Raw genomic sequence first — 23,406 nt, 5'->3', positions numbered from 1 at the left:
ACCACAGATTTATGGCATTAAGGTTTCACTAATCTTCCCTCTCTATACTCGGCCCATCATTACAATGACAGGTTTCTCGTTCGATGTGGTTAATCAAAAAGTTACAATGTAACGACATTAAATTTACTCTGGGCTGTGCACTCTTCTTTACGTTGATTAATGGGCTGTTTATCCAGCGCAGCTGGGCGATTATCGCCCCTGAACATCTGCACGACGTCCTCTTTGCCGCGTCCGTACCGCTGGTACTTTTTTGCGGCTGGGTGATTGTCTTTAGCCTACTCAATATCCCGTATATCCGTAAACCGCTGCTGATTGTTTTAACCATCGGTTGCGCCGCGGCGACCTATTTTATGTACACCTACGGCGCGGTGATCGATCAGAACATGATTGTGAACGTGTTCGAAACCAACTCTCAGGAAGCGACCGCCCTGGTCACTCCGCAAATGATTCTGTGGATTGCCCTTGCCGGTCTCGTTCCCTCCGTGGTGCTGGCGTTGACTCGCATCCGTACCGGAAAATGGTGGTATGCCCTGCTGACGCGCGTTGCCGCAATGCTCGGTGCCCTGCTGGTGATTATCCTGATTGCGGCGCTGTTTTATAAAGATTACGCGTCGCTGTTTCGCAATAACAAAAGCATCGTCAAAATGGTGACCCCGGCGAACTATGTCAGCGCCGTGGTGAAGTACAGCAAAATGCGCTGGTTTGCAGGCGATCAAACGCTGGTGCGGATTGGTGAAGATGCCCATAAAGGACCATTAATTTCCGGTCAACAAAAGAAAACCGTTCTGGTGCTTGTCATCGGCGAAGCGTCTCGCGCGGCGAACTACTCTCTGAATGGTTACGGGCGTGAAACCAACCCGGAGCTGAAAAAGCAGGATGTGATTAACTTCCCGCAGGCCTCCTCGTGCGGGACTGAAACCGCCGTTTCTGTTCCCTGCATGTTCTCCGGCATGACCCGGAACAAATACGATGCCGATCTCGCTCACCATCAGGAAGGACTGCTCGACGTGCTCAACCATGCGGGCGTCAACCTGCTTTGGCGCGACAACGACGGCGGCTGTAAAGGTGCCTGCGATCGCGTACCCCATACCGACATGACGCAGTGGAAGCTGGACCAGTTCTGCAAAGATAAATCCTGCATTGACGATGTGAATTTCTACCGACTGGACAACGTGCTGGATGGTCTGAAGCAGGACACGGTGCTGGTTATCCACCTGATGGGGAGCCACGGCCCGGCGTACTATCGCCGTTACCCGGATAATTTCCGTAAGTTCACGCCAACCTGCGATACCAACGAAATTCAGGATTGCGATCATCAGGCGCTGATTAACACCTATGACAACACCATCCTGTATACCGACAGCATGGTCAGTAAAACCATCGATACGCTGAAAGCGCGCCAGGCAAGCATGAACACCGCGCTGATTTATCTCTCGGATCACGGTGAGTCACTGGGCGAAAGCGGTATTTACCTGCACGGTACGCCGTACATGCTGGCGCCGGAGCAGCAAACCCACATTCCGTTTATGTTCTGGCTGTCCCCGGACTATGCGAAAAACTTTGGCATCAGCGAACAGTGTTTACGTGAACACGCTGCAAAAAATGCGGTTTCCCAGGACAATTTGTTCTCGACCGTACTGGGTATGATGGACGTGAAATCAAAGGTTTATCAACAGCAGCTGGATATTCTGAGCGCATGCCGTCAGTAAACTCGCTTGCATTAGACCGAACGGTCTATTAGAGTGCGGCCATGAGCAGAAATACTGAACACGATACCCGCGAACATTTACTGGCTACCGGCGAGCGGCTTTGCATGCATCGCGGGTTTACCGGTATGGGGTTGAGCGAACTGTTAAAAACCGCCGAAGTACCGAAGGGGTCGTTTTATCACTACTTCCGGTCCAAAGAGGCTTTTGGCGTGGCAATGCTGGAACGTCATTACGCTGGCTATCACCAGCGTCTGGCGACCCACTTTGCCTCGGGTGAAGGTAACTATCGCGATCGTGTTCTGAATTACTATCAGGAAACGCTGAACCAGTTCTGCCAGCAGGGCATTATCAGCGGATGCCTGACGGTCAAACTGTCTGCCGAAGTGTGCGATCTTTCAGAAGATATGCGTACAGCGATGGATAAAGGTGCCAGCGGTGTTATCGCCCTGCTGGCCCAGGCGCTGGAGAAAGGCCGCGATGAAAAAACGCTGGCCTTTTCCGGCGAGCCGTTAACCCAGGCGCAGGTGTTATATGCGCTCTGGTTAGGCGCTAACCTGCAGGCAAAAATTTCGCGCAGTGCCGTGCCGCTGGAAAGCGCACTGACACATGTGAAAAACATCATTACTGCGCCTGGCGTATAGCAGGCGTTTTTTTTAACTCATTACTAGTCGACTGGTCTACTCAGGAGTCTTTATGTCAGCTGAAAAACTCTTTACCCCCTTGAAAGTGGGTGCCGTCACGGCGCCAAACCGCGTGTTCATGGCTCCGCTTACCCGTCTGCGCAGCATTGAGCCGGGTGATATCCCAACCCCACTGATGGGTGAATACTATCGTCAGCGCGCCAGCTCTGGCCTGATCATCACCGAAGCCACGCAGATTTCTGCACAGGCTAAGGGTTACGCAGGTGCACCGGGTCTTCATAGCCCGGAACAGATTGCTGCATGGCAGAAAATCACCGCGGGCGTCCACGCTGAAGAGGGTCGTATTGCGGTCCAGCTGTGGCATACCGGTCGTATCTCTCACAACAGCATTCAGCCAGGCGGTCAGGCTCCGGTTTCCGCTTCAGCCCTGAGTGCAAATACCCGTACTTCTCTGCGTGATGAAAACGGTAATGCGATCCGCGTGGATACCTCTATGCCACGTGCACTGGAGTTGGATGAAATACCGGGTATCGTTAACGATTTCCGCCAGGCCGTGGCTAACGCACGCGAAGCCGGTTTTGACCTGGTTGAGCTGCACTCCGCTCATGGCTATCTGCTGCACCAGTTCCTGTCGCCGTCGTCTAACCACCGCACAGACCAGTACGGCGGCAGCGTCGAAAACCGTGCCCGCCTGGTGCTGGAAGTGGTTGACGCCGTTTGCCAGGAGTGGAGCCCGGACCGTATCGGCATTCGCGTTTCCCCAATCGGTTCTTTCCAGAATGTTGACAATGGTCCAAATGAAGAAGCCGACGCGCTCTATCTGATTGAAGAGCTGGCGAAACGCGGTATCGCGTATCTGCACATGTCCGAGCCGGACTGGGCCGGCGGTAAGCCTTACACTGAAGCTTTCCGTCAGAAAGTGCGCGAACGTTTCCACGGCGTGATCATCGGTGCGGGGGCCTATACCCCAGAGAAAGCCGACGATCTGATTAATAAAGGGCTGATCGATGCCGTCGCGTTTGGTCGCGACTACATTGCCAACCCGGATTTGGTTGCCCGTCTGCAGCAGAAAGCGGCGCTAAACCCGCAGCGTCCGGAAAGCTTCTACGGCGGCGGCGCAGAAGGCTACACCGACTACCCTTCTCTGTAATCTCGCCATTGTTCATTGATAGCGGCGACACTTCGCCGCTATACTAAAACATCGTTTCTGTTCAAAAAAAAAACAGTCTGTTCCACAGGTTAATGAGGAAATTATGCGCCTACTTCACACCATGCTGCGCGTTGGCGATCTGCAACGTTCGATTGATTTCTACACTAACGTACTGGGTATGAAACTGCTGCGCACCAGCGAAAACCCGGAATACAAATACTCGCTGGCGTTCGTGGGTTACGGCCCGGAAACGGACGAAGCGGTTATCGAGCTGACCTACAACTGGGGCGTTGACAGCTATGAGCTGGGCACGGCATACGGTCACATCGCGCTGGAAGTGGACAACGCGGCTGAAGCGTGTGAACGCATTCGCAGCAACGGCGGTAACGTCACACGCGAAGCAGGCCCGGTAAAAGGTGGCACCACCGTGATTGCGTTCGTGGAAGATCCGGACGGTTACAAAATCGAGCTGATTGAAGCCAAAGATGCCGGTCGCGGTCTGGGCAACTGATCCCTCAGGGCGCAACGTGCGCCCGTAGTTTTACTGCATCACCCTGCAAAATTTGCCATAATGCGCTCTGCTTTTTCCCCATGTAAGAGACCCTGATGTCCGATAACGCTCAATTTAGCGGTCTGTGCGACCGTTTTCGTGGTTTTTATCCCGTTGTCATTGATGTAGAAACAGCCGGATTTAACGCTAAAACCGATGCGCTGCTCGAAATTGCCGCCATCACGCTGAAGATGGATGAACAGGGCTGGCTTACACCGGACACCACGCTGCATTTCCACGTTGAACCTTTCGAAGGGGCAAACTTACAGCCGGAAGCACTGGCGTTTAACGGTATCGATCCGCATAACCCGCTGCGTGGTGCGGTCAGTGAATATGATGCGCTGCACGCCATTTTTAAAATGGTGCGTAAAGGTATGAAAGACAGCAACTGCAGCCGCGCCATCATGGTGGCCCACAACGCCACCTTCGATCACAGCTTCACCATGGCCGCCGCGGAGCGCGCTTCGCTCAAGCGAAACCCGTTCCACCCTTTTGTGACCTTCGATACCGCCGCACTGAGCGGCCTGGCGTTGGGACAAACGGTGCTATCAAAAGCCTGTATCACGGCAGGGATTGAGTTTGACGGCACGCAGGCGCACTCCGCTCTGTACGACACGGAGCGCACCGCAGAGCTGTTCTGTGAGATCGTCAACCGCTGGAAGCGTCTGGGCGGCTGGCCGCTGCCGATGGGCGACAGCGAAGAATAAAAAAAAGCGACCTTATCAGGTCGCTTTTTTATTTCCGCCGAAAATTACTCTGCGTCCGGCTCTTCAGTTTTGTACTTAGCCGCCGTTTCTTTGATCAGCTGCTGCAGTTCGCCGCGCTGATACATTTCAATCAGGATATCGCAACCGCCAACCAGTTCGCCGTCTACCCACAGCTGTGGGAAAGTCGGCCAGTTAGCGTATTTAGGCAGCTCAGCGCGGATATCCGGGTTCTGCAGGATATCAACGTAAGCAAAACGCTCACCACAGGCGGACAGCGCCTGAACTGCTTGTGCGGAGAAGCCGCAGCTTGGCAGCTTCGGAGAACCTTTCATATACAGCAGAATCGGGTTTTCAGCGATCTGTCGCTGGATTTTTTCAATAGTGGTGCTCATGTCTTGCTTCCTTTAACTTCTGTTACGGCATTCGTCTGATATTGTAGCGGTTCAGACTGGCATCGGAAAATAACATTTTTGTCACGTTTATACATTCTACCCCGAGTCACGAAAAGTTGCATTGCAAATGGTGTTTACCCCTGCGGCAGTCAGGGTTTTGCTTAGGGAGTGGGCAAATGTGCGACAGAACGATGGATTTTTTTGCACTTGCTTACGAAACACGATTGTAGATTGAAAAATGCTATTAACTTTCTGGGTTTTTATGGATTAGAATCGACGGGCTTTGTAAATCACACGCGGGTATTATTGATGACCTGCATTTATCAGGGGACTGCCCAGTGGCGCGGATAAATAAAATCTCGATCACGCTCTGTGCTTTACTGTTTACATCACTCACTTTCACGCCAGTGGCAAACGCCTCTCAGCAGGCGCGGCATTCTGCTGTACAAAAAAACCATCTGGTGAAAGCCACAGAACGTAAGAAAAAAACCACCGCTAAGAACGACAAGAAAAAAACACCCACACAGACTAAACAGACAGCTTCCAGCAAGACGAAAACCAAATCTTCCCGCACTGCCCACACCGCTAAAAATAAAACTTCGTTAACCGCCGCTAACCTCGTTACTGAAAAATGCATCACGCGTAAAGGCCACAAAGCGAAGTGCACAAAAGTCACGAAAATTGCGGAAGTGCATAAAGTGCGCGTACAGAAAGCGCAAAAAACCGCGATGAACAAACTGATGGGGCAGATTGGCAAACCTTATCACTGGGGTGGCAGTTCGCCGCGTACCGGTTTTGACTGCAGCGGCCTCGTCTATTACGCCTATAAAGATCTGGTCAAGTTCCGCATTCCTCGCACCGCCAATGAGATGTACCATCTGCGCGATGCTTCCCCGGTTGACCGTGGTGAGCTGGAAAACGGCGATCTGGTGTTCTTCCGTACTCAGGGCCGCGGTACAGCTGACCACGTTGGCGTTTATGTCGGCAACGGGAAATTCATCCAGTCACCGCGTAGCGGCCAGGATATTCAGATCACTTCACTTAGCGAAGACTACTGGGTACGTCATTACGTCGGCGCGCGTCGCGTGATGACGCCAAAAACCATTCGCTAACCCCTGCCCTGCCGCGCTCGTGGCAGGGTAAGTTCCTCTTTTGCATACCCTTTCAATTTGCTATCCTGTCCCTGTTGTCTGTGTGGTTATTGGCAACGCAAAATACAATAAGGAGAGAAGCAATGTCGTTCGAATTACCTGCACTACCGTATGCAAAAGACGCCCTGGCACCGCACATTTCTGCGGAAACCCTGGAATATCATTACGGCAAGCATCACCAGACGTACGTCACCAACCTGAACAACCTGATCAAGGGCACCGATTTTGAAGGCAAAACGCTGGAAGAGATCGTCCGCAGCTCAGAGGGTGGCGTATTTAACAACGCGGCTCAGGTGTGGAACCACACCTTCTACTGGCACTGCCTGGCACCGAATGCCGGTGGCGAACCTGCCGGTGAACTGGCTACCGCCATTAACGCCGCATTTGGCAGCTTCGCAGATTTCAAAGCGAAGTTCACCGATGCCGCTATCAAGAACTTCGGCTCTGGCTGGACGTGGCTGGTAAAAGAGGCTGATGGCAAACTGGCTATCGTTTCCACTTCTAACGCGGGTACCCCGCTGACCACCAGCGCTAAGCCGCTGATGACCGTGGACGTTTGGGAACACGCTTACTACATTGATTACCGTAACGCGCGCCCGAACTACCTGGAGCACTTCTGGGCGCTGGTTAACTGGGACTTTGTGGCGAAAAACTTCGCCGCGTAAGAGACACGCAGAAGGGTTCGCCCTTCTGCGTTTTTGGTTTATTCAGCAGCGCAGGCTGCTTCTGGCTGTTTACGACCCGACATCATCACCAGCAGCAGGCCGAGCGTGGCAATGATTGCCCCCATCACCGGCACAAAGCTGTACCCCAGTCCCCCTGAAATCACGGCCCCACCGGCCGCGGCACCGAGCGCATTACCCAGGTTGAAGGCACCAATATTGACCGAAGAAGAGAGGCCAGGCGCCTCATGCGCGACGCGCATTACGCGCATCTGCAGCGGCGGAACCACAGCAAAGGTAGCGGCACCCCATACGACCATCGCAACGGCGGCCCCATACTCATTACGTGCCAGCCATGGAATGGCGATCATGATGACAATCAGCAGAGTTAAGAAACCCTTCAGCGTCCCGCTCACGGAACGGTCGGCAAATTTCCCACCGAGATAGTTGCCAATCGAGAAGCCCACGCCAATCAGCACCAGCATTGCGGTGACAAAAAGAGGCGTCGCGTGGGTGATGTCATGCAATACCGGCGAAATATAGGTGTAAAGGGTGAACATCGCCCCAGCCCCCAGCACGGTGGTGAGCAGCGCGGAGAGCACCTGTGGGCGCATCAGCACCGACAGTTCCCGGCGCACGTCAGGACGTTCCCCCGCGCTGCCTTTCGGCAAGGAGAAGAACAGTGCCACCATCGCGAGCACGCCCAGCCCGGCCGTCGCCAGGAAGGACATACGCCAGCCAATCACTTCTCCCAGCCAGGTTGCCGCCGGCACCCCGCCAATGTTGGCAATCGTCAGGCCCATAAACATAGTCGCCACGGCGCTCGCCTGCTTGTGCTTTGGTACCACGCTTGCCGCCACAACCGACCCCAGCCCAAAGAACGCGCCGTGGTTAAGGCTTGTCAGAATGCGTGACAGCATCAGTGTGGTGTAGTCCGGCGAAATGGCGGAAAGCACGTTGCCCAGGGTGAAAATCGCCATCAGGAAAATCAGCGCATTGCGACGCGCGCGGTGCGAAAGCAGAAGCGTCATCAGCGGCGCCCCTACCATTACGCCAATAGCGTAGGCGCTGATTAACATGCCTGCAGCAGGGATCGAAACGTCCACACCCCGGGCAATAACAGGCAGTAACCCCATCGGGGAGAATTCAGTGGTGCCAATCCCAAAAGCGCCAATCGCCAGGGCCAGCAGGGGAAAATTGATTTTCATGCGTCAACTCCGGATGCCGTGTCATGTGGTGACACAGAACAAAGAAGCAGAAAGCATGACATCAATCACAAAAAATGAGAAGTTAACAAAATGGCAAAAGATTTTTGCATGAGAAGTAACAATCGGGGCGATCGGGAGGGAGAACGCTCTCCCTCCGCGTAAATCAGTGCAGCGCAGCCGTCAGACCAGCAGCGACAATCAGAGCCAGCACAATAATGGTGGTGAACAGCGAAAACTTCAGATCGGAACTCATCAATTTTTCTCCTTTTAATCCCCCCACGAAAAGTGAGCCTGCTCATTTTTGCACAGTTTACGTCAAAAATCTTCCTGGATTTAAACTGATAACCACTTTACCTCTTCCCCTTTTCATCAAGATAGGACAAAATTCCACGCTAAATTTATTAGCGTACCGGCCATTGACCCCCTCCTGACGTCCCGTGTCGTTTTCCCGGCGTGCCGCAACTCAACATTGCGAAATAAGGGTGAGAGAAGGCAAACGTTTACCTTCAAGTTTTTCAGGAGCTTAGGATATGGTCTGGAGTGACATTTAATGGCAACAATTAAAGACGTAGCAAAACGCGCAAACGTTTCCACTACAACCGTATCACATGTTATTAACAAAACCCGCTTCGTAGCGGAAGAGACGCGCAATGCCGTCTGGGCAGCGATCAAAGAGCTGCACTATTCGCCAAGTGCCGTTGCGCGTAGCCTGAAGGTTAATCACACCAAGTCCATTGGATTGCTGGCAACCAGCAGTGAAGCGGCCTATTTTGCCGAAATCATTGAAGCGGTAGAGAAAAACTGCTTCCAGAAAGGCTATACCCTGATTCTGGGCAACGCGTGGAACAGCATTGAAAAACAGCGCGCCTACCTGTCGATGATGGCGCAAAAGCGCGTTGATGGTCTGCTGGTGATGTGTTCCGAGTATCCGGAATCCGTGCTGTCGATGCTGGAAGAGTATCGCCATATTCCGATGGTGGTGATGGACTGGGGCGAAGCGCGCGCGGACTTCACCGATTCCGTCATCGATAACGCCTTTGAAGGCGGCTATATGGCCGGTCGTTACCTGATCGAACGCGGTCACCGCGAGATTGGCGTGATCCCGGGTCCGCTGGAGCGCAACACCGGCGCGGGCCGTCTGGCCGGTTTCATGAAAGCGATGGAAGAAGCGCTGATCAACGTGCCGGAAAACTGGATCGTGCAGGGTGACTTTGAGCCGGAATCGGGCTACCGCGCAATGCAGCAGATCGTCTCCCAGCAGCACCGTCCGACCGCCGTTTTCTGCGGAGGTGACATCATGGCCATGGGCGCGCTCTGCGCAGCCGATGAACTGGGTCTGCGCGTACCGCAGGATATTTCCGTGATCGGGTATGACAACGTGCGTAACGCGCGTTACTTCACGCCAGCGTTGACCACCATTCACCAGCCGAAAGATTCGCTGGGCGAAACGGCCTTCAATATGCTGATGGACAGGATCGTCAACAAACGTGAAGAGTCGCAGTCCATTGAAGTTCACCCGCGCCTTATCGAACGCCGTTCCGTAGCGGATGGTCCGTTCCGCGACTACCGTCGTTAATCGCTCTACGGGGCCAGCTACGCTGGCTCCCGTAACCATTCCCGGTTAAGCGTTTCGCTGTCTCCCAGATAATCCAGAAGCCACGCCATGGCGGGCGAGACGTCACTTTGCTGCCAGGTGAGGCAGCAGGCCGCATCCGGGAATGGATTCTCCAACGTCAGTTCAACCCATTCTCCGGTATCGATTCTGGGGCGCGCAAAATGAACGGGCACCATCGCGACGCACAGTCCGGCACTGAGGCACGTTGCCGACGATTCCCAGTCAGGTGCCACCACCCTCCGCTGGTTATCCAGCAGCCAGGTGATACGCTTGGGCAATGAACGCGAGGTATCCTCCAGCACCAGAGACGGCCAGTTGCGTAATGTATCGTCGCTCAACGGCCCTTCCATCGCCGCCAATGGATGATCGCTTGCCACCACGCACTTCCAGCTCAGCATGCCCATATCTCGGAAGGCGTACCGCCCCCCGACCGGGATCGCCTGCGTGGCGCCAATCGCCATCTCTGCCCTGCCGTCCGCCAGCGCATCCCAGACGCCGTTGAACACCTCCTGCGAGACCCGCAGCTCGACATCAGAGAAATGACGATAGAAATCGACGAGCATTTGCCGGGTGCGATCCGGCTTAACGATGTTATCCACCGCGATGGAAAGATGTCCTCGCCAGCCGTTAGCGATCTGCTGACACTGTTCACGGGTGATCTGCATTTTTTTGATAACAGAACGCCCTTCCTTTAAAAACCACGCGCCTGCGGGCGTTAATTCCACATCACGATGTCGCCGTTCAAACAGCGGAACCGCCAGCCATTCCTCAAGCTGACGCACGGTGTAGCTGATAGCCGAAGGGACGCGGTGCAACTCCTGCGCCGCACCGCTAAAGCTGCCGTTACGCGCGACAGCATCGACTACTTCAAGAGAATAATCTGACCACATTTTCTGCCTGCAAAATTTTTGAATGCACCCGCCAAATATTAGCGTTTCACAAGCGGCTTTGCACTCCCTACACTCAGCGCCAACGTACACCTGCCTCCTTAAGGAGAATAAAATAATGCAACCCAGGAAAGGTTTTTTAGTCTGGCTCGGCGGCTTAAGCGTGCTGGGCTTTTTGGCCACCGATATGTACCTGCCGGCTTTCGCCGCTATGCAGGAAGATTTGCAAACGCCTGCCGCGGCCATCAGCGCCAGCCTGAGTTTGTTCCTAGCCGGTTTTGCTTTCGCACAGCTGCTCTGGGGACCACTCTCGGATCGCTTTGGTCGTAAACCAGTATTACTGCTGGGTCTGGCCATTTTTGCCGTTGGCTGCCTGGGGATGTTATGGGTACGCGACGCCACCTGGCTGCTGGTGCTGCGCTTTATTCAGGCTGTGGGCGTCTGTGCCGCGGCCGTGACCTGGCAGGCGCTGGTCACCGACTACTACCCGGCTAACCGCACAAACCGTATTTTCGCCACCATAATGCCGCTCGTGGGTCTCTCACCTGCCCTTGCTCCGCTGCTGGGTAGCTGGATCCTCGCACATTTTGACTGGCAGGCCATTTTTGCCACGCTGTTTGCCATCACGCTGGTACTGATGCTGCCCGCGTTTGCCCTCAAACCCGCGCATAAAAAAGAGGCGGATGCTGACGCAAACCCGATTACCTTCACCTCCCTGCTGAGCACCAAAGCGTATCGCGGCAATGTCCTGATCTATGCCGCCTGCTCGGCGAGCTTCTTCGCGTGGCTCACCGGCTCGCCATTCATTCTGCACGATATGGGATACAGCCCGGCGGCCATCGGTCTAAGCTATGTTCCGCAAACCATCGCGTTCCTGGTGGGTGGGTACGGCTGTCGCGCGGCACTGCAAAAATGGGAAGGTCAGCAGATGCTGCCATGGCTGTTGGTGCTCTATGCGTTAAGCGTCATCGGGACCTGGGCCGTTGGCTTTATTCCGGGCGCCGGTCTGGCTGAAATTTTGATTCCATTCTGCGTAATGGCCGTCGCGAACGGGGCGATTTACCCGATTGTGGTGGCACAGGCACTCCGTCCATTCCCGCAGGCGACTGGCCGCGCCGCCGCGCTGCAAAACACCCTGCAGCTGGGATTGTGCTTCCTGGCAAGCCTGGTGGTCTCCGCGCTGATTGCCACGCCGCTCCTGACCACCACCAGCGTGATGCTGGTAACCGTTGCGCTGGCGGTGATGGGCTATCGTATGCAGGCCTCCGCGCAGCGTGAGCAGGATAACCGCGCTCAGGTTGAAACGTCACATGCATAATCGCGCCAGAAATCATGTTAATTTTCAGTGATTAGGTTGCTAAGAATTTTCTATTGAATCACCAAATTTTGAGGCCTATACTAAATTTGGTTCGATTAAATACGATAAATATTAAGTGTTAACGGGAGCCGGAGTGCTCCCGTTTTACCATGGAAGGCATTTCGGCAAGGGTTATCTCCCTTCCTCTGTTCTACGTCGGATACTAGCCTCGCGGTATTTACCGTGAGATTTCTCACAAACCAAAAAAAGCGTCTACGCTGTTTTAAGGTTCTGATCACAGTAGGGTGATGGAGAAGCTATGAGTTCATCGTGTATAGAAGAAGTCAGCGTTCCGGACGATAACTGGTCCCGGATCGTCAGTGAACTGTTGGGTCGCGCAGGCATCACTATCAACGGATCTTCGCCATCCGATCCCCAGGTCAAACATCCCGACTTTTTTAAACGCGTGTTGCGGGAGGGATCGTTAGGACTGGGAGAAAGCTATATGGACGGCTGGTGGGAATGCGAACGGCTGGATATCTTTTTCGCCAGCGTTTTGCGTGCCGGTCTGGAAAATCAACTCCCCCGCAATCTGAAAGACACCCTGCGTGTCGCCTCTGCCCGACTGTTTAATCTGCAAAGTAAAAAACGCGCATGGATCGTCGGCAAAGAACACTACGATCTTGGCAACGACCTGTTCAACCGTATGCTGGACCCTTTCATGCAGTACTCCTGCGCCTACTGGAAAGACGCATCGACGCTTGAAGAGGCTCAGCAGGCTAAGCTGCGTCTGATTAGCGAGAAACTGCAATTACAGCCCGGTATGCGTGTGCTGGATATTGGCTGCGGCTGGGGTGGGCTGGCGTATTTTATGGCGAAGCACTACGGCGTCAGCGTCGTCGGCGTCACGATTTCAGCGGAACAGCAAAAAATGGCGCGAGAGCGCTGCCAGGGTCTCGATGTAGATATCCGGCTGCAGGATTACCGCGACCTTAACGAACAGTTTGATCGTATCGTTTCCGTGGGCATGTTTGAGCACGTGGGGCCGAAAAACTACGACACTTACTTTGAGGTGGTGGACCGTAATTTAAAACCGGACGGTATCTTCCTGCTGCATACCATCGGCTCTAAGCGGACCGACAATAACGTTGACCCGTGGATCAACAAATACATCTTTCCGAATGGCTGTTTACCGTCCGTTCGCCAGATTGCCAACGCCAGTGAATCCCATTTCGTTATGGAAGACTGGCATAACTTTGGCGCCGATTACGACACCACATTGATGGCATGGCATGCCCGTTTTCAGGAGGCCTGGCCAGAGATTGCGGACAACTATTCTGAACGATTCAAACGGATGTTTAGCTATTACCTGAATGCCTGCGCGGGGGCGTTTCGCGCGCGGGATATTCAGCTCTGGCAGGTGGTATTCAGCCGTGGGATTGAACACGGGCTGCGCGTAGCACGCTAAAAAAATAACCCCGGATATCCGGGGTTATTTTTATTCTTCTTCGACGGTCTTTATTATTGCGGCTTCTTTTGCGGCCAGCACGCGTTCAACCGTATCGACCACCGCCTGGGTTTGCGGATCGATTTCAATATTTACGCGATGTCCCAGCTTTTTCGCGCCCAGCGTAGTGCGCTGCAGCGTTTCAGGAATTAAATGTACGCAAAAACGCGTTGGCGTCACTTCCCCCACCGTCAGGCTAATCCCGTCAATGCCAATAAATCCTTTGTAGAGGATGTATTTCATTAATGAAGGATCCTGCATTTTAAACCAGATTTGACGGTTATTTTCCGAGGTCACGATTTTCGCCACTTCAGCGGTGGTCATGATGTGCCCCGACATCAGATGGCCGCCAATCTCGTCGCTGAACTTCGCCGCTCGCTCAACGTTGACGGTATCCCCCACCACCAGCTCGCCCAGGTTGGTGATGCGCAGCGTCTCTTTCATTAAATCAAAGCTAATCTGGTTGCCGTTAATTTCGGTTACGGTCAGGCAGCAGCCGTTATGGGCAATAGACGCGCCGGTTTCAATACCCTCAAGCATATATTCCGGCAGCTCAACAACATGAGTACGGAAATTAGGTTTTTCATCAATGGACACCACTTTGGCGGTGCCCTGCACAATACCAGTAAACATGCTTACAACTCCTGTTTTTTCCGGGCGGTGATGACACCGTTTAATCCCACCACAATAACAGTTGGAAAAACAGGTTGCCAGCGGGGCGCATTTTCTGGCGATTTTTTCACTAGATAAATAGCTAAAGCCCGCTACAATAGCTGGCACCCCCCTGCATTTTCTTCTTGCTGCCCGTTTCGGCGGCTTTTTTAGTCTCTCAAATAACTACAAAATAAAGGTGTTCACGTGCAGAAGTACATGAATGAAGCGCGCCAGTTATTGGCACTGGCTATACCAGTGATCATCGCGCAAGTGGCCCAGACCGCAATGGGATTTGTGGATACGGTAATGGCAGGTGGCTACAGCGCCACCGATATGGCGGCCGTGGCTATCGGCACGTCAATCTGGCTTCCGGCCATCCTGTTCGGCCACGGTCTGCTGCTCGCGCTCACGCCTGTTATCGCTCAGCTCAATGGCTCGGGTCGTCGCGAGCGCATTGCCCATCAGGTCCGTCAGGGGTTCTGGCTGGCAGGGTTTGTCTCTGTGCTGATCATGGTCGTGCTCTGGAACGCGGGCCATATCATACGCGCTATGCATAATATTGACCCGGCACTGGCTGATAAAGCCGTGGGCTATCTGCGCGCCCTGCTTTGGGGGGCGCCTGGCTACCTCTTTTTCCAGGTGGCACGTAACCAGTGTGAAGGCCTGGCGAAAACCAAGCCCGGGATGGTGATGGGCTTTATTGGTTTGCTGGTCAATATTCCGGTTAACTATATCTTTATTTACGGCCATTTCGGGATGCCTGAGCTGGGCGGCGTCGGCTGCGGCGTGGCGACAGCAGCCGTTTACTGGGTGATGTTTTTCTCGATGATCACCTTTGTAAAACGCGCCCGTTCAATGCGCGATATTCGTAACGAGAACCGCTTTAGCACCCCGGACTGGAACATCATGACGCGTCTGGTGCAGTTAGGGTTGCCAATTGCCCTGGCGCTGTTCTTTGAGGTAACCCTGTTTGCCGTGGTCGCCCTGCTGGTCTCCCCGCTGGGCATTGTGAACGTGGCCGGGCACCAGATTGCGCTGAACTTCAGTTCCCTGATGTTCGTCCTGCCGATGTCGCTGGCCGCGGCAGTGACCATTCGAGTGGGCTTCCGCCTGGGGCAAGGCTCTACGCTGGATGCGCAAACGGCCGCCCGGACCGGGCTGGGCGTCGGCGTCTGCATGGCCATCTGCACGGCGCTTTTTACCGTTGCGCTGCGCGAGCAGATTGCCCTGCTCTATAACGACAGTCCGGAAGTGGTCGCGCTGGCCTCGCATCTGATGCTGCTGGCCGCTATATACCAGATCTCGGACTCCATCCAGGTAATTGGCAGCGGCGTGCTGCGCGGATATAAAGACACGCGATCCATCTTCTTTATCACCTTCATCGCCTACTGGGTGCTAGGTCTACCGACTGGCTACATCCTGGCACTTACCGATCTGGTGGTGGATCGCATGGGTCCGGCAGGGTTCTGGATGGGCTTTATCATCGGCCTGACGTCGGCGGCGATTATGATGATGATGCGAATGCGCTTCCTGCAGCGCCAGCCATCAACGGTCATTTTGCAACGCGCTGCACGTTAAATACGCAGTAGCCGCCAGCCGGCGGCTACTTTCTCTTCACTTTGCGCGGTAATAAAGCAATCGCGTGAAATCAGAGAGAAAAATGCATTTTCCCTCTTGCCTCATTGGGGCTGTGCCGCTAATATTCGTCCCCGTTGTCACCGACAACACGTTGCGTTCATAGCTCAGTTGGTTAGAGCACCACCTTGACATGGTGGGGGTCGTTGGTTCGAGTCCAATTGAACGCACCATTCTGCGTCCGTAGCTCAGTTGGTTAGAGCACCACCTTGACATGGTGGGGGTCGGTGGTTCGAGTCCACTCGGACGCACCATTTCAGTCCTGAAATGGTGCAAATCCTCTTCTGATATCCTGAATTTTCCTAATCCCTTATTTTCATCACTGTTCTCCTGCTACGCTTTTCTCATGGAAAAAAGAGAGGAAAACCGTCGATGAAGAAAATCGCCATTATCGGTTCCGGCCCTACAGGGATTTACACCTTTTACGCGCTTCTTAAAAACCCTCAGCCGCTTTCGGTCTCCGTCTTTGAACAGGCTGATGAAGCTGGCGTGGGCATGCCCTATAACGACGACGATAACTCTCGTCTGATGCTGGCAAACATCGCGAGCATTGAAATCCCGCCGCTGTTTATGACTTACCTCGACTGGCTTAAGGGCCAGAGTGACGCCCATCTGGCGCGCTTTAAGGTGGATAAAGCCCGTTTGCATGACCGGCAGTTCCTGCCCCGGATCCTGCTGGGTGAGTATTTTCGCGACAGCTTTCGCTCAATCATTGAAGAGGCTAAAAAGCGGGGGTTTCAGGTTGATATCCATGAATCCGCCTGCGTAACCGACATCATCCCCTCGGAGGCTGGCATCACGCTTTCAGTCGACGATAGCGACTTTCCTGAGCGCTTTGACCTTGCGGTTATCGCCACCGGTCACGTCTGGCCAGACGAGGACAAAGCCACCCGCGCGTTCTTTCCAAGCCCCTGGTCCGGTCTGATGGACGCGAGCATTCCTCCCTGCCGCGTTGGTATTATGGGGACATCGTTAAGCGGTCTCGACGCCGCCATGGCGGTGGTGATGCAGCATGGTGCGTTTCGCGACGATAAATTCGTCCTGGATGACGGCAGCGAAGCGTTAAATATTCTCCTGATGTCCCGGACGGGCATTCTGCCAGAAGCCGATTTTTACTGCCCTATTCCTTATGAGCCGCTGTCGGTCTTAACCGAATGCGTGGTTGAAACTGAGATCGGCAAAGGGCCGGATGGCCTGCTTGACCGCATCTTTGCCCTGATGGTGAAAGAACTTCAACTCGCTGACCCGGCGTGGTGTAAGAAAGTGTCTCTGCATCAGCAAAACGCGGACAGTATTCGCGAGGCCTGGTTTGAGGATCGTAAACGGCACGGCCCCTTTACCTGGGCGGAAGAGAATCTCAACGAGGTTGAGCGGAACAAACGCGAACGGCGCACCGTGGCATGGCGCTATACCGTGCTTCGGCTGCATGAAGTGGTTCAGGAGATCGTTCCCCATCTTAACGAACAGGACAGAAAACGCTTCAAACAGGGGCTCGCCCGGGTATTTATCGACAACTATGCAGCCATTCCTCCGCAGTCAATCCGCCGGCTTCTCGCACTTCGCGAAGCCGGTATCATTAGCGTGGCAGCGCTCGGTGACGATTACACGCTTGATGTTGGTAGCGACCGGACGGTGATAACTACAAAAGAGACCGTTTATCGTTTCGACGTGTTTATTGACGCACGTGGGCAAAAGCCGCTCAAAACGAAGGATCTGCCCTTCCCGACGCTGCGCAAACAGCTGGAAACAACGGGCGAAGAGATACCCGACATCGGTGAGGATTACACCCTAAAAGCGCCTGAAACCGTTCGCGGACGCATTGCCTTCGGTGCGATACCGTGGCTGATGCACGATCGTCCCTTTGTTCAGGGGTTGGCGGAGTGTGCAGAGATTGCAGAGGCAATGGCGAAAGCGGCTGAAAAACCCGCGACGGGATTACGGCGGAGATTACCGTACAGTGAGGACTGACAGGGCTTCCATGCCCTGCTGTTGCTGATTACTCGAAGTAGACTTCCGGGTTTTCAGACAGTGAGACGAAAGTTTTCGTCGCTTTATCCAGCGCAAGGATTTTGCCGCTTTCAATGTCGTACACCCAGCCGTGCAGTCGGATGGAGTTATTACGCAGGCCCACCGCAACGGACGGATGGGTCTTAATGTTGCTCAGTTGCGCAAACACGTTCTCCTGCACCATCGCATTGACTTTATCGATCGGCTTATCCCAGGTTTTTTTCTCCACCACGGCTTTTGCCGCGTCGGAATAGCGCAGCCAGTGTGACACCGCCGGCATTGGCTCCAGATTCGCGTTATCCGCAATCGCCTTCATCGCCCCACAGTTGGAGTGGCCACAGATAACGATATCCGTTACGCCCAGCGCCACAACGGCGTATTCGATAGTGGCAGACACGCCGCCAGGCTCTGGTCCGAAAGGCGGCACGATGTTGCCAGCATTACGAATGACAAAGAGTTGTCCCGGCTCTTGCTGGGTGACCAGCTCTGGGACCAGACGGCTGTCGGAGCAAGAGATGAACAGCGCTTTGGGATTCTGGCTGGACGCTAAACTGCGGAAGAGTTCTTTACGTTGCGGGAAAATCTCTTTTTGAAAGCTGAGAAAACCTTCAATGATATGTTGCATAGCAATGTCTCTTTTATCTGTTTTAGTTTAGGTATGATCGAGATCACACTCGTAAAGTTTACCCATCGTGGTTTACTTCAGACAAGCAATATATTTCTGGCCCGACCGCTGCACAATCTCGTCCGCGTTGGCCTGGATATTCTGCCCTTCGAACGCGCCGTACAGGCGTGCAAACGTTCTTCCTTCCAGATGACTGACAACCGACGCCACGGTGCGGGCCGGTAGCGGGAGATAGTTAGGATAGCTCCACATAAACGAGACGGCATCTTTCCCGGGCGTGACCTGCAGAATATCGCCCACCAGCAATACCCCTTCCCCCTCCTGCCAGTGCAGTACCGTTCCGCCGGCAAAATGCCCGCCCAGACGCAGCAGGGTGACCGACGGGAAAACCTCCAGCACATCCCCCTGCCAGAAATGAATGGCCGGGCTGTCGCGCATGACCCACTCTCTGTCGCTGGCGTGCAGATACACCGGTGCATCAAACGCCGCGGCCCACTCCTGCATCGTGGTGTAATAGTGCGGATGCGAAATCGCAATCGCGCTGATGCCGCCGAGAGCGGTGATGATCGTTTTGGTGGCGGGGTCGAGGTTGGCAATGCAGTCCCAGAGGATATTGCCGTGGGGCGTTTGCAGGAGCAGCGCCCGCTGGTTGATAGCAAACGCGGGAACCGTTTTAATACCGAACAACCGCGGCTCCAGCTGCTGCCATTTATTGCTATGCGTAGCGGTTACGGTGTCGAAATCTGTCCATGTTTGTCCCGTAGCAGGCACATACTGGCGTTCATCCTCGCAAATCGGACACCTGTCCGGCTGTGCGTCATAGGCGGTTCCACAGGTTTTACAGAGTGTAATCATGGGCTCTCCTCAGCAATAAAGCACTGAGTATGGCAGGGATTATCGTTATGTGCTGCGAGGTACATTGCTGGCTTTTTTTGCCCTATACTGTGCCAGAATCACATACTGAACAGAGCAGGTGCCACATGGAAATTGATCTCGATAACTTAGTCTTTAACGGTCTGGATGAAGCCGAAGAGCGTAATGCGGAACGTCTGGACGATGCAGACAAAAAAGCGCAGGCGATTGTCGCCGACGACGACTGCGGCGATGCCTGCAAGATCTGATAAAAAAGCACCGGGAAACCGGTGCTTTTTTTTGTGTTACTTTTTGAGCCCGTCAATGGCTGCCTGAGCGCAGGCTTCATCAAGCTGACCGCCCGGCGCACCGCCGATACCAATCGCCCCGATCGTCTCATCGCCCTCTTTCACCGGCAGGCCACCCGCCAGCAGCAGGAAGCCCGGGATGTCACGCATGTTTTGCGCACCGGCGTTGCTCTGCGCCGCTTCCATCACTTTGCCTGACGCATTCTTGGCGCTGAGCGCCGTCCAGGCTTTCATTTCACTGGCTTTAACCGTGTGCGGGCCGGCATTATCCGTACGCTGTACCGCTTTTACCACGCCAGCACGGTCAACCACGGTGACCGTCACCTGATAATTTTTTGCCGTACACGCCTGAATAGCGGACGTTGCCAGCGCGTTCGCCTGGGCCAGTGAGAGATTCTTTTGGCTCAACGTATCGGCCTGCGCCGCCAGGCTCAGGCTACCCGCGGCCAGTGCCGCAACCATCATTAATTTTTTCATCGCGCATCCTCGCGTGTTGGGAGACAAAGCAGAGGTTACTCAGCCGCGCGATAAAACGGTATTCGGTTGATTACGCACTCAACCTGGTAGTTATACGGATTGCAATTTATCGTATTCCCGGATTGCCTGGACCAGGCTACTGACGCCAAGCTTGGTAAATGCCGCCGCGCGGTGCGCTTCCACCGTTCGCGGCGAGAGGTTCAGCCGTGCAGCCGCCTCCTTGTTGCTGAGTCCTTCCATCAGTTTGCCCAGCACTTCATGTTCCCGCGCGGTCAGCTGTGCGAAACGCGCCTTAACCCGGGACGTTTCCTGCCAGTCGGCAAAGCGGCGCTGACTTTCCTCGAAGGCCTGACCCACCGTTTCGATAAGTTTGTCAGCATCCAGCGGCTTGGTGAAAAACTCAAAGACGCCGTTATGAAATGCCCGACGGCAAGCGTCAACGGTTCCGTGGCCGGTCATGATAATCACCGGCAACAATGGCCAGGGCCACTTGCCCTCTTCCAACCAGGCGAGTCCGCCTTTGCCTGGCATACGCATATCCAGCAGCATACACCCCACCAGCGCCGTATCCCGTGCATGGGCAGCGATAAAGGCGTCGACGCTTTCAAACGTCTTTACCGGCCAGCCCATCCCCGAAAGCAAAAACGCCATCGACTCTCTGATAGACTCATCATCATCAATCAGCCAGATTGTTTTATTCATCCTTCGCCTCCTTTCCATGCGCCAGCTGGAGTCGGATCTGCGCCCCGCCCTGCGGCGCGTTACCCAGCGTAATCGAGCCATTCATACGCGTCATTAATGATTCCGTTAAGGTCATCCCCAGACCAATACCCACTGCTCTGCCGCTGTAAAACGGCATGAAGGCATTCTGCAACGCCTCAGGGCTAAAGCCTGGACCGCCGTCTGTGATGGTGATCAGCACGCCGCTCTCGTTTTTCTGACTCTCAATTTTAACCCAACCGGCAGTATCCGGCTGCTGGGCCTGAATCGCATTGCTGAGCAGGTTATGCAGCACCTGTTCCAGCCACAGACGGTCTGCCAGCACCGTCGTTGCTCCCGGGGCAAATGCATGGCTGACCGTAATATGTTCGGCCCTGCGTTCGTGCTCAAGCAGGTTCACTACCTGCAGCCAGCAGTGCACCAGATCGGTTTCACGCAGGATCACCTTCTCCTGTACAACGTGTTCGCGAAAACGGGTCAGCAAGGCGCTAATACGCTGCATTTGCGTCAGTGCGGCCGCCAGCGCCTGCGACACTGCCTGCCCGTTGTCCTGCTGCAGCTGGCGCTGTGCGCCCTGGATCCATGTCTGCGCGGCGGTAAGCGGCTGGTTTATCTCATGCACAATTCCAGCGGTGATTTCCCCCAGAGTATTGAGTCTGGCGTGCTGATAATAGAGCGCCCTTTGCTCGGCATCTTTACGCGCTCTACGCTGCCAGAACACCACGCACGCCAGCGCAATCACTATCCCCCATCCGATAAAAAGTAAGGGATAAATAGACCCGTTGACGCCGAACCAGGCCGGCTGTGAATCGGCCTCCAGCGTGAAAGGTTGAGTATGCTGCGGGAAGGTACGTTGCCAGTGCCAGAAGGCGTCAGACGCCTGCTCGTCACCGTTCGGCGTAAAACGGATCCCGAGATGGGTAAAAGGATGATGGGCATTCAGGATCGGGCCGAGATCTACCAGCACGCGGATTTGACGCCAGGGGTTGTAAAGCCAGTACCGCATCTCGTGGGCAGGCTCAACCCTTGGCGCATCAAGCGCGCGTCCGGTAGTCTTTTCCAGAACAAGAAGCTGAGGGAATTTTTTGCGCAGGGCGGCAATATCTTCATCGCCGTTCAGAAGCGGCAGTACAGATTCATTTTGCGTTAATACCGCGCTTAATTCAGAGAAGAGTGCCGCGAACTCGCGATCGCGCTCCCAGAACTGGCGGCGAATTTGTTCGGCATAGAGCAACACGCCGCTGATGAGGCAGACTATCGTCCAGACAATAATGCCGCGCTTGAAAAAAGGGTTCTTCATTCCGTTAACTGAGCAGACTCAACCATCTGTCGACATTAACAGCTATCCGGCATCAGAACAAAATTCAGCACAGCTCATTCCAGTACATTTCGCGCGTGCGGCGCAATTCAGCGTGACGTTTTATCATGGAACCACTCCGGGTCAATGTTGGCAACGTCTATGCCATACAGGCTGGCGACAGGCAGTATTGACTCAAGAACACGTTGCGCGCTGTTCTCCGCATTCACTGGTCGGGTCGCAAAAAACCGCCGTAACGTGCTGATCCATTTTTTCATCGTCTCAACCTCTCTCGCTTAACCTGTTCTCAGTTAAACACCCAATTTCCGCGCAGGGGAAATACCAAAATCCACTGTCGATGTGCAGGATTTGCAAATAGCATCCTGTTCTTTTCACGCTTCATTAACACCTTGTTCACTAATGCTTTTTTGCTCATAGCAAAGAACGATTTCTTATTTGGCGATAGCTTTCGCTTATGGGAGCGTAGCGAGGTAAAACAAAAACAACGGGATGGCGTATGACTATGGCAGCAAATATGAAAGGGTTTACAAAACGGACACTGGTTTTGGGATTGTTGGCGGCCGGGAGCCTGCTTTCAGCACAGGCGCAGGCCGATAAGCTGGCCGATATTAAGGCCGCAGGGGTGGTGAAAGTGGCCACCTTTGACGCCAATCCGCCGTTTGGCTCTGTTGATGCAAAAACGCATGAGATCGTGGGTTACGACGTGGACTTCGCCAAAGCGCTGGCAAAATCGCTTGGCGTGAAACTTGAACTGGTCGCCACCAATCCGGCCAACCGTATTCCGCTGCTGCAGTCCGGAAAAGCAGACCTGATCGTGGCGGATATCACCATCACCCCGGAACGCGCGCAGGTGATTGATTTCTCGACGCCTTATTTTGTCACCGGCCAGCAATTCCTGGTCCCGGCAAAATCTCCGGATAAGCTCGAAGACTACAGCCGGGCACGCATTGGCGCGGTAAAAGGCACAACGGGTGAACAGGCGCTGCACCAGCGTTTCCCGCAGTCCCGCGTGCTCTCTTATGACGATATTCCGCTGGCGTTGACGGCACTGCGCAACGGCAACGTGCAGGCCATTACCCAGGACAGCACCATTCTGGCGGGTCTGCTGGCGCAGGCACCGGACAAAGCGAACTTCAAAATCCTGCCCGACCTGCTGAGCAAAGAAGAGATTGGCGTTGGGGTGAAAAAAGGTGAAGCGGCGCTGCTGAAAGCCGTCAACGATGAACTGGTCAATCTTGAGAAGAACGGCCAGGCGGCAAAAATCTACGATGTCTGGTTCGGTCCAGACACCCCTGCTCCACAGCCTCGCGCTTTTAAAATAGAAGCCAGATAAT

At 54.4% G+C, this 23,406-nt stretch carries 25 protein-coding genes and 2 tRNA genes; 16 read left to right on the top strand and 11 right to left on the bottom strand.

The features are described from left to right. Nucleotides 1-83 precede the first annotated feature (83 nt). The 5 genes from eptA to rnt all read left to right on the top strand — a co-directional run bounded on the left by eptA (nt 84) and on the right by rnt (nt 4,757). Entirely contained in the window at nt 84-1,709 is a 1,626-nt protein-coding gene (gene eptA, locus PYW49_RS01325) for a phosphoethanolamine transferase EptA (protein WP_320385404.1), read from the top strand. Nucleotides 1,710-1,750: 41 nt separating this feature from the next. Continuing rightward, nucleotides 1,751-2,350, top strand: a complete 600-nt coding sequence (locus tag PYW49_RS01320) for a TetR/AcrR family transcriptional regulator (protein ID WP_320385403.1) — start codon at nt 1,751-1,753, stop codon at nt 2,348-2,350. A gap of 52 nt (nt 2,351-2,402) precedes the next feature. Beyond that, complete coding sequence (nemA, locus tag PYW49_RS01315; protein ID WP_134350017.1) at nt 2,403-3,500, top strand: alkene reductase; 1,098 nt, start codon at nt 2,403-2,405, stop codon at nt 3,498-3,500. Nucleotides 3,501-3,603: 103 nt separating this feature from the next. Next, nucleotides 3,604-4,011: a lactoylglutathione lyase gene (gene gloA, locus PYW49_RS01310; protein WP_013096923.1), complete on the top strand. Its 408-nt coding sequence runs from the start codon at nt 3,604-3,606 to the stop codon at nt 4,009-4,011. Nucleotides 4,012-4,106: 95 nt separating this feature from the next. Further along, entirely contained in the window at nt 4,107-4,757 is a 651-nt protein-coding gene (rnt, locus tag PYW49_RS01305; protein ID WP_134350016.1) for a ribonuclease T, read from the top strand. 44 nt (nt 4,758-4,801) lie between these two features. On the opposite strand, the gene grxD is transcribed toward rnt, so the two are convergent. Next, nucleotides 4,802-5,149, bottom strand: a complete 348-nt coding sequence (gene grxD, locus PYW49_RS01300; protein WP_003832760.1) for a monothiol glutaredoxin 4 — start codon at nt 5,147-5,149, stop codon at nt 4,802-4,804. Nucleotides 5,150-5,487: 338 nt separating this feature from the next. Here grxD and PYW49_RS01295 point away from each other — a divergent pair, with 338 nt between their 5' ends. Further along, nucleotides 5,488-6,261 (top strand): C40 family peptidase, encoded by a 774-nt coding sequence (locus PYW49_RS01295; protein WP_134350015.1) that lies wholly within the window; start codon nt 5,488-5,490, stop codon nt 6,259-6,261. Nucleotides 6,262-6,383: 122 nt separating this feature from the next. Beyond that, a complete protein-coding gene (gene sodB / locus PYW49_RS01290) occupies nt 6,384-6,965 on the top strand; it encodes a superoxide dismutase [Fe] (RefSeq protein ID WP_023311353.1) in 582 nt (193 codons plus the stop codon). A 38-nt stretch (nt 6,966-7,003) separates the two neighbouring features. On the opposite strand, the gene PYW49_RS01285 is transcribed toward sodB, so the two are convergent. Continuing rightward, nucleotides 7,004-8,170 carry an MFS transporter gene (locus PYW49_RS01285; protein ID WP_320385402.1) on the bottom strand — a complete coding sequence of 389 codons (1,167 nt, stop codon included), beginning with the start codon at nt 8,168-8,170 and terminating at the stop codon, nt 7,004-7,006. A 163-nt stretch (nt 8,171-8,333) separates the two neighbouring features. Continuing rightward, nucleotides 8,334-8,423, bottom strand: coding sequence for a cytochrome bd-I oxidase subunit CydH (cydH, locus tag PYW49_RS01280; RefSeq protein WP_014831618.1), 90 nt, complete (start codon nt 8,421-8,423; stop codon nt 8,334-8,336). Between the two features lie 297 nt (nt 8,424-8,720). On the opposite strand from cydH, the gene purR reads away from it, so the two are divergent. Next, nucleotides 8,721-9,746: an HTH-type transcriptional repressor PurR gene (gene purR / locus PYW49_RS01275; protein WP_047348803.1), complete on the top strand. Its 1,026-nt coding sequence runs from the start codon at nt 8,721-8,723 to the stop codon at nt 9,744-9,746. A 17-nt stretch (nt 9,747-9,763) separates the two neighbouring features. Here the strand turns inward: purR and punR are convergent, their stop codons facing one another. Then, a complete protein-coding gene (gene punR, locus PYW49_RS01270) occupies nt 9,764-10,675 on the bottom strand; it encodes a DNA-binding transcriptional activator PunR (protein WP_320385401.1) in 912 nt (303 codons plus the stop codon). Between the two features lie 115 nt (nt 10,676-10,790). On the opposite strand from punR, the gene punC reads away from it, so the two are divergent. Together punC and cfa are read left to right on the top strand one after the other, a co-directional pair. Continuing rightward, entirely contained in the window at nt 10,791-11,990 is a 1,200-nt protein-coding gene (gene punC, locus PYW49_RS01265) for a purine nucleoside transporter PunC (protein ID WP_320385400.1), read from the top strand. A gap of 298 nt (nt 11,991-12,288) precedes the next feature. Beyond that, on the top strand, nt 12,289-13,437 hold the full coding sequence (cfa, locus tag PYW49_RS01260; protein WP_059312064.1) for a cyclopropane fatty acyl phospholipid synthase: 1,149 nt from the start codon (nt 12,289-12,291) through the stop codon (nt 13,435-13,437). 30 nt (nt 13,438-13,467) lie between these two features. Here the strand turns inward: cfa and PYW49_RS01255 are convergent, their stop codons facing one another. Continuing rightward, the gene (locus PYW49_RS01255; protein ID WP_047348807.1) at nt 13,468-14,109 is read right to left on the bottom strand and encodes a riboflavin synthase; all 642 of its coding nucleotides are present in this window, start codon (nt 14,107-14,109) and stop codon (nt 13,468-13,470) included. Nucleotides 14,110-14,334: 225 nt separating this feature from the next. Between PYW49_RS01255 and mdtK the strand changes: the two genes are divergently transcribed. From mdtK to PYW49_RS01235, 4 genes are all read left to right on the top strand, one after another. Next, nucleotides 14,335-15,708 (top strand): MdtK family multidrug efflux MATE transporter, encoded by a 1,374-nt coding sequence (gene mdtK / locus PYW49_RS01250; RefSeq protein WP_320385399.1) that lies wholly within the window; start codon nt 14,335-14,337, stop codon nt 15,706-15,708. Nucleotides 15,709-15,861: 153 nt separating this feature from the next. After that, nucleotides 15,862-15,938, top strand: a tRNA-Val gene (locus PYW49_RS01245). 4 nt (nt 15,939-15,942) lie between these two features. Next, a tRNA-Val gene (locus PYW49_RS01240) sits at nt 15,943-16,019 on the top strand. A 118-nt stretch (nt 16,020-16,137) separates the two neighbouring features. Further along, nucleotides 16,138-17,733, top strand: a complete 1,596-nt coding sequence (locus tag PYW49_RS01235) for an FAD-NAD(P)-binding protein (protein WP_320385398.1) — start codon at nt 16,138-16,140, stop codon at nt 17,731-17,733. 28 nt (nt 17,734-17,761) lie between these two features. On the opposite strand, the gene PYW49_RS01230 is transcribed toward PYW49_RS01235, so the two are convergent. Both PYW49_RS01230 and PYW49_RS01225 read right to left on the bottom strand, forming a co-directional pair. Continuing rightward, nucleotides 17,762-18,397 carry a carbonic anhydrase gene (locus PYW49_RS01230; RefSeq protein ID WP_047348810.1) on the bottom strand — a complete coding sequence of 212 codons (636 nt, stop codon included), beginning with the start codon at nt 18,395-18,397 and terminating at the stop codon, nt 17,762-17,764. 72 nt (nt 18,398-18,469) lie between these two features. Continuing rightward, complete coding sequence (locus tag PYW49_RS01225; RefSeq protein WP_320385397.1) at nt 18,470-19,252, bottom strand: MBL fold metallo-hydrolase; 783 nt, start codon at nt 19,250-19,252, stop codon at nt 18,470-18,472. A 125-nt stretch (nt 19,253-19,377) separates the two neighbouring features. On the opposite strand from PYW49_RS01225, the gene PYW49_RS01220 reads away from it, so the two are divergent. Continuing rightward, nucleotides 19,378-19,518 carry a hypothetical protein gene (locus PYW49_RS01220; RefSeq protein WP_003857665.1) on the top strand — a complete coding sequence of 47 codons (141 nt, stop codon included), beginning with the start codon at nt 19,378-19,380 and terminating at the stop codon, nt 19,516-19,518. Nucleotides 19,519-19,554: 36 nt separating this feature from the next. On the opposite strand, the gene PYW49_RS01215 is transcribed toward PYW49_RS01220, so the two are convergent. The 4 genes from PYW49_RS01215 to PYW49_RS01200 all read right to left on the bottom strand — a co-directional run bounded on the left by PYW49_RS01215 (nt 19,555) and on the right by PYW49_RS01200 (nt 22,329). Beyond that, nucleotides 19,555-20,034 carry a GlcG/HbpS family heme-binding protein gene (locus PYW49_RS01215; protein ID WP_320385396.1) on the bottom strand — a complete coding sequence of 160 codons (480 nt, stop codon included), beginning with the start codon at nt 20,032-20,034 and terminating at the stop codon, nt 19,555-19,557. A gap of 90 nt (nt 20,035-20,124) precedes the next feature. After that, nucleotides 20,125-20,736, bottom strand: a complete 612-nt coding sequence (locus PYW49_RS01210) for a response regulator transcription factor (RefSeq protein ID WP_134350008.1) — start codon at nt 20,734-20,736, stop codon at nt 20,125-20,127. Continuing rightward, a complete protein-coding gene (locus tag PYW49_RS01205) occupies nt 20,729-22,054 on the bottom strand; it encodes a sensor histidine kinase (RefSeq protein WP_320385395.1) in 1,326 nt (441 codons plus the stop codon). The genes PYW49_RS01210 and PYW49_RS01205 overlap by 8 nt, the downstream gene beginning before the upstream one ends. Nucleotides 22,055-22,161: 107 nt before the next feature. Continuing rightward, the gene (locus PYW49_RS01200; RefSeq protein WP_165383588.1) at nt 22,162-22,329 is read right to left on the bottom strand and encodes a hypothetical protein; all 168 of its coding nucleotides are present in this window, start codon (nt 22,327-22,329) and stop codon (nt 22,162-22,164) included. A 245-nt stretch (nt 22,330-22,574) separates the two neighbouring features. On the opposite strand from PYW49_RS01200, the gene PYW49_RS01195 reads away from it, so the two are divergent. After that, nucleotides 22,575-23,405, top strand: a complete 831-nt coding sequence (locus PYW49_RS01195) for an ABC transporter substrate-binding protein (RefSeq protein ID WP_166790978.1) — start codon at nt 22,575-22,577, stop codon at nt 23,403-23,405. Nucleotide 23,406: the final 1 nt, after the last annotated feature.

This window comes from Enterobacter chinensis, assembly GCF_034008295.1.
Classification (GTDB): domain Bacteria; phylum Pseudomonadota; class Gammaproteobacteria; order Enterobacterales; family Enterobacteriaceae; genus Enterobacter; species Enterobacter chinensis.
Note: the sequence above shows the minus strand (reverse complement) of the source record. Positions and strands in the feature narration are given on the sequence as shown.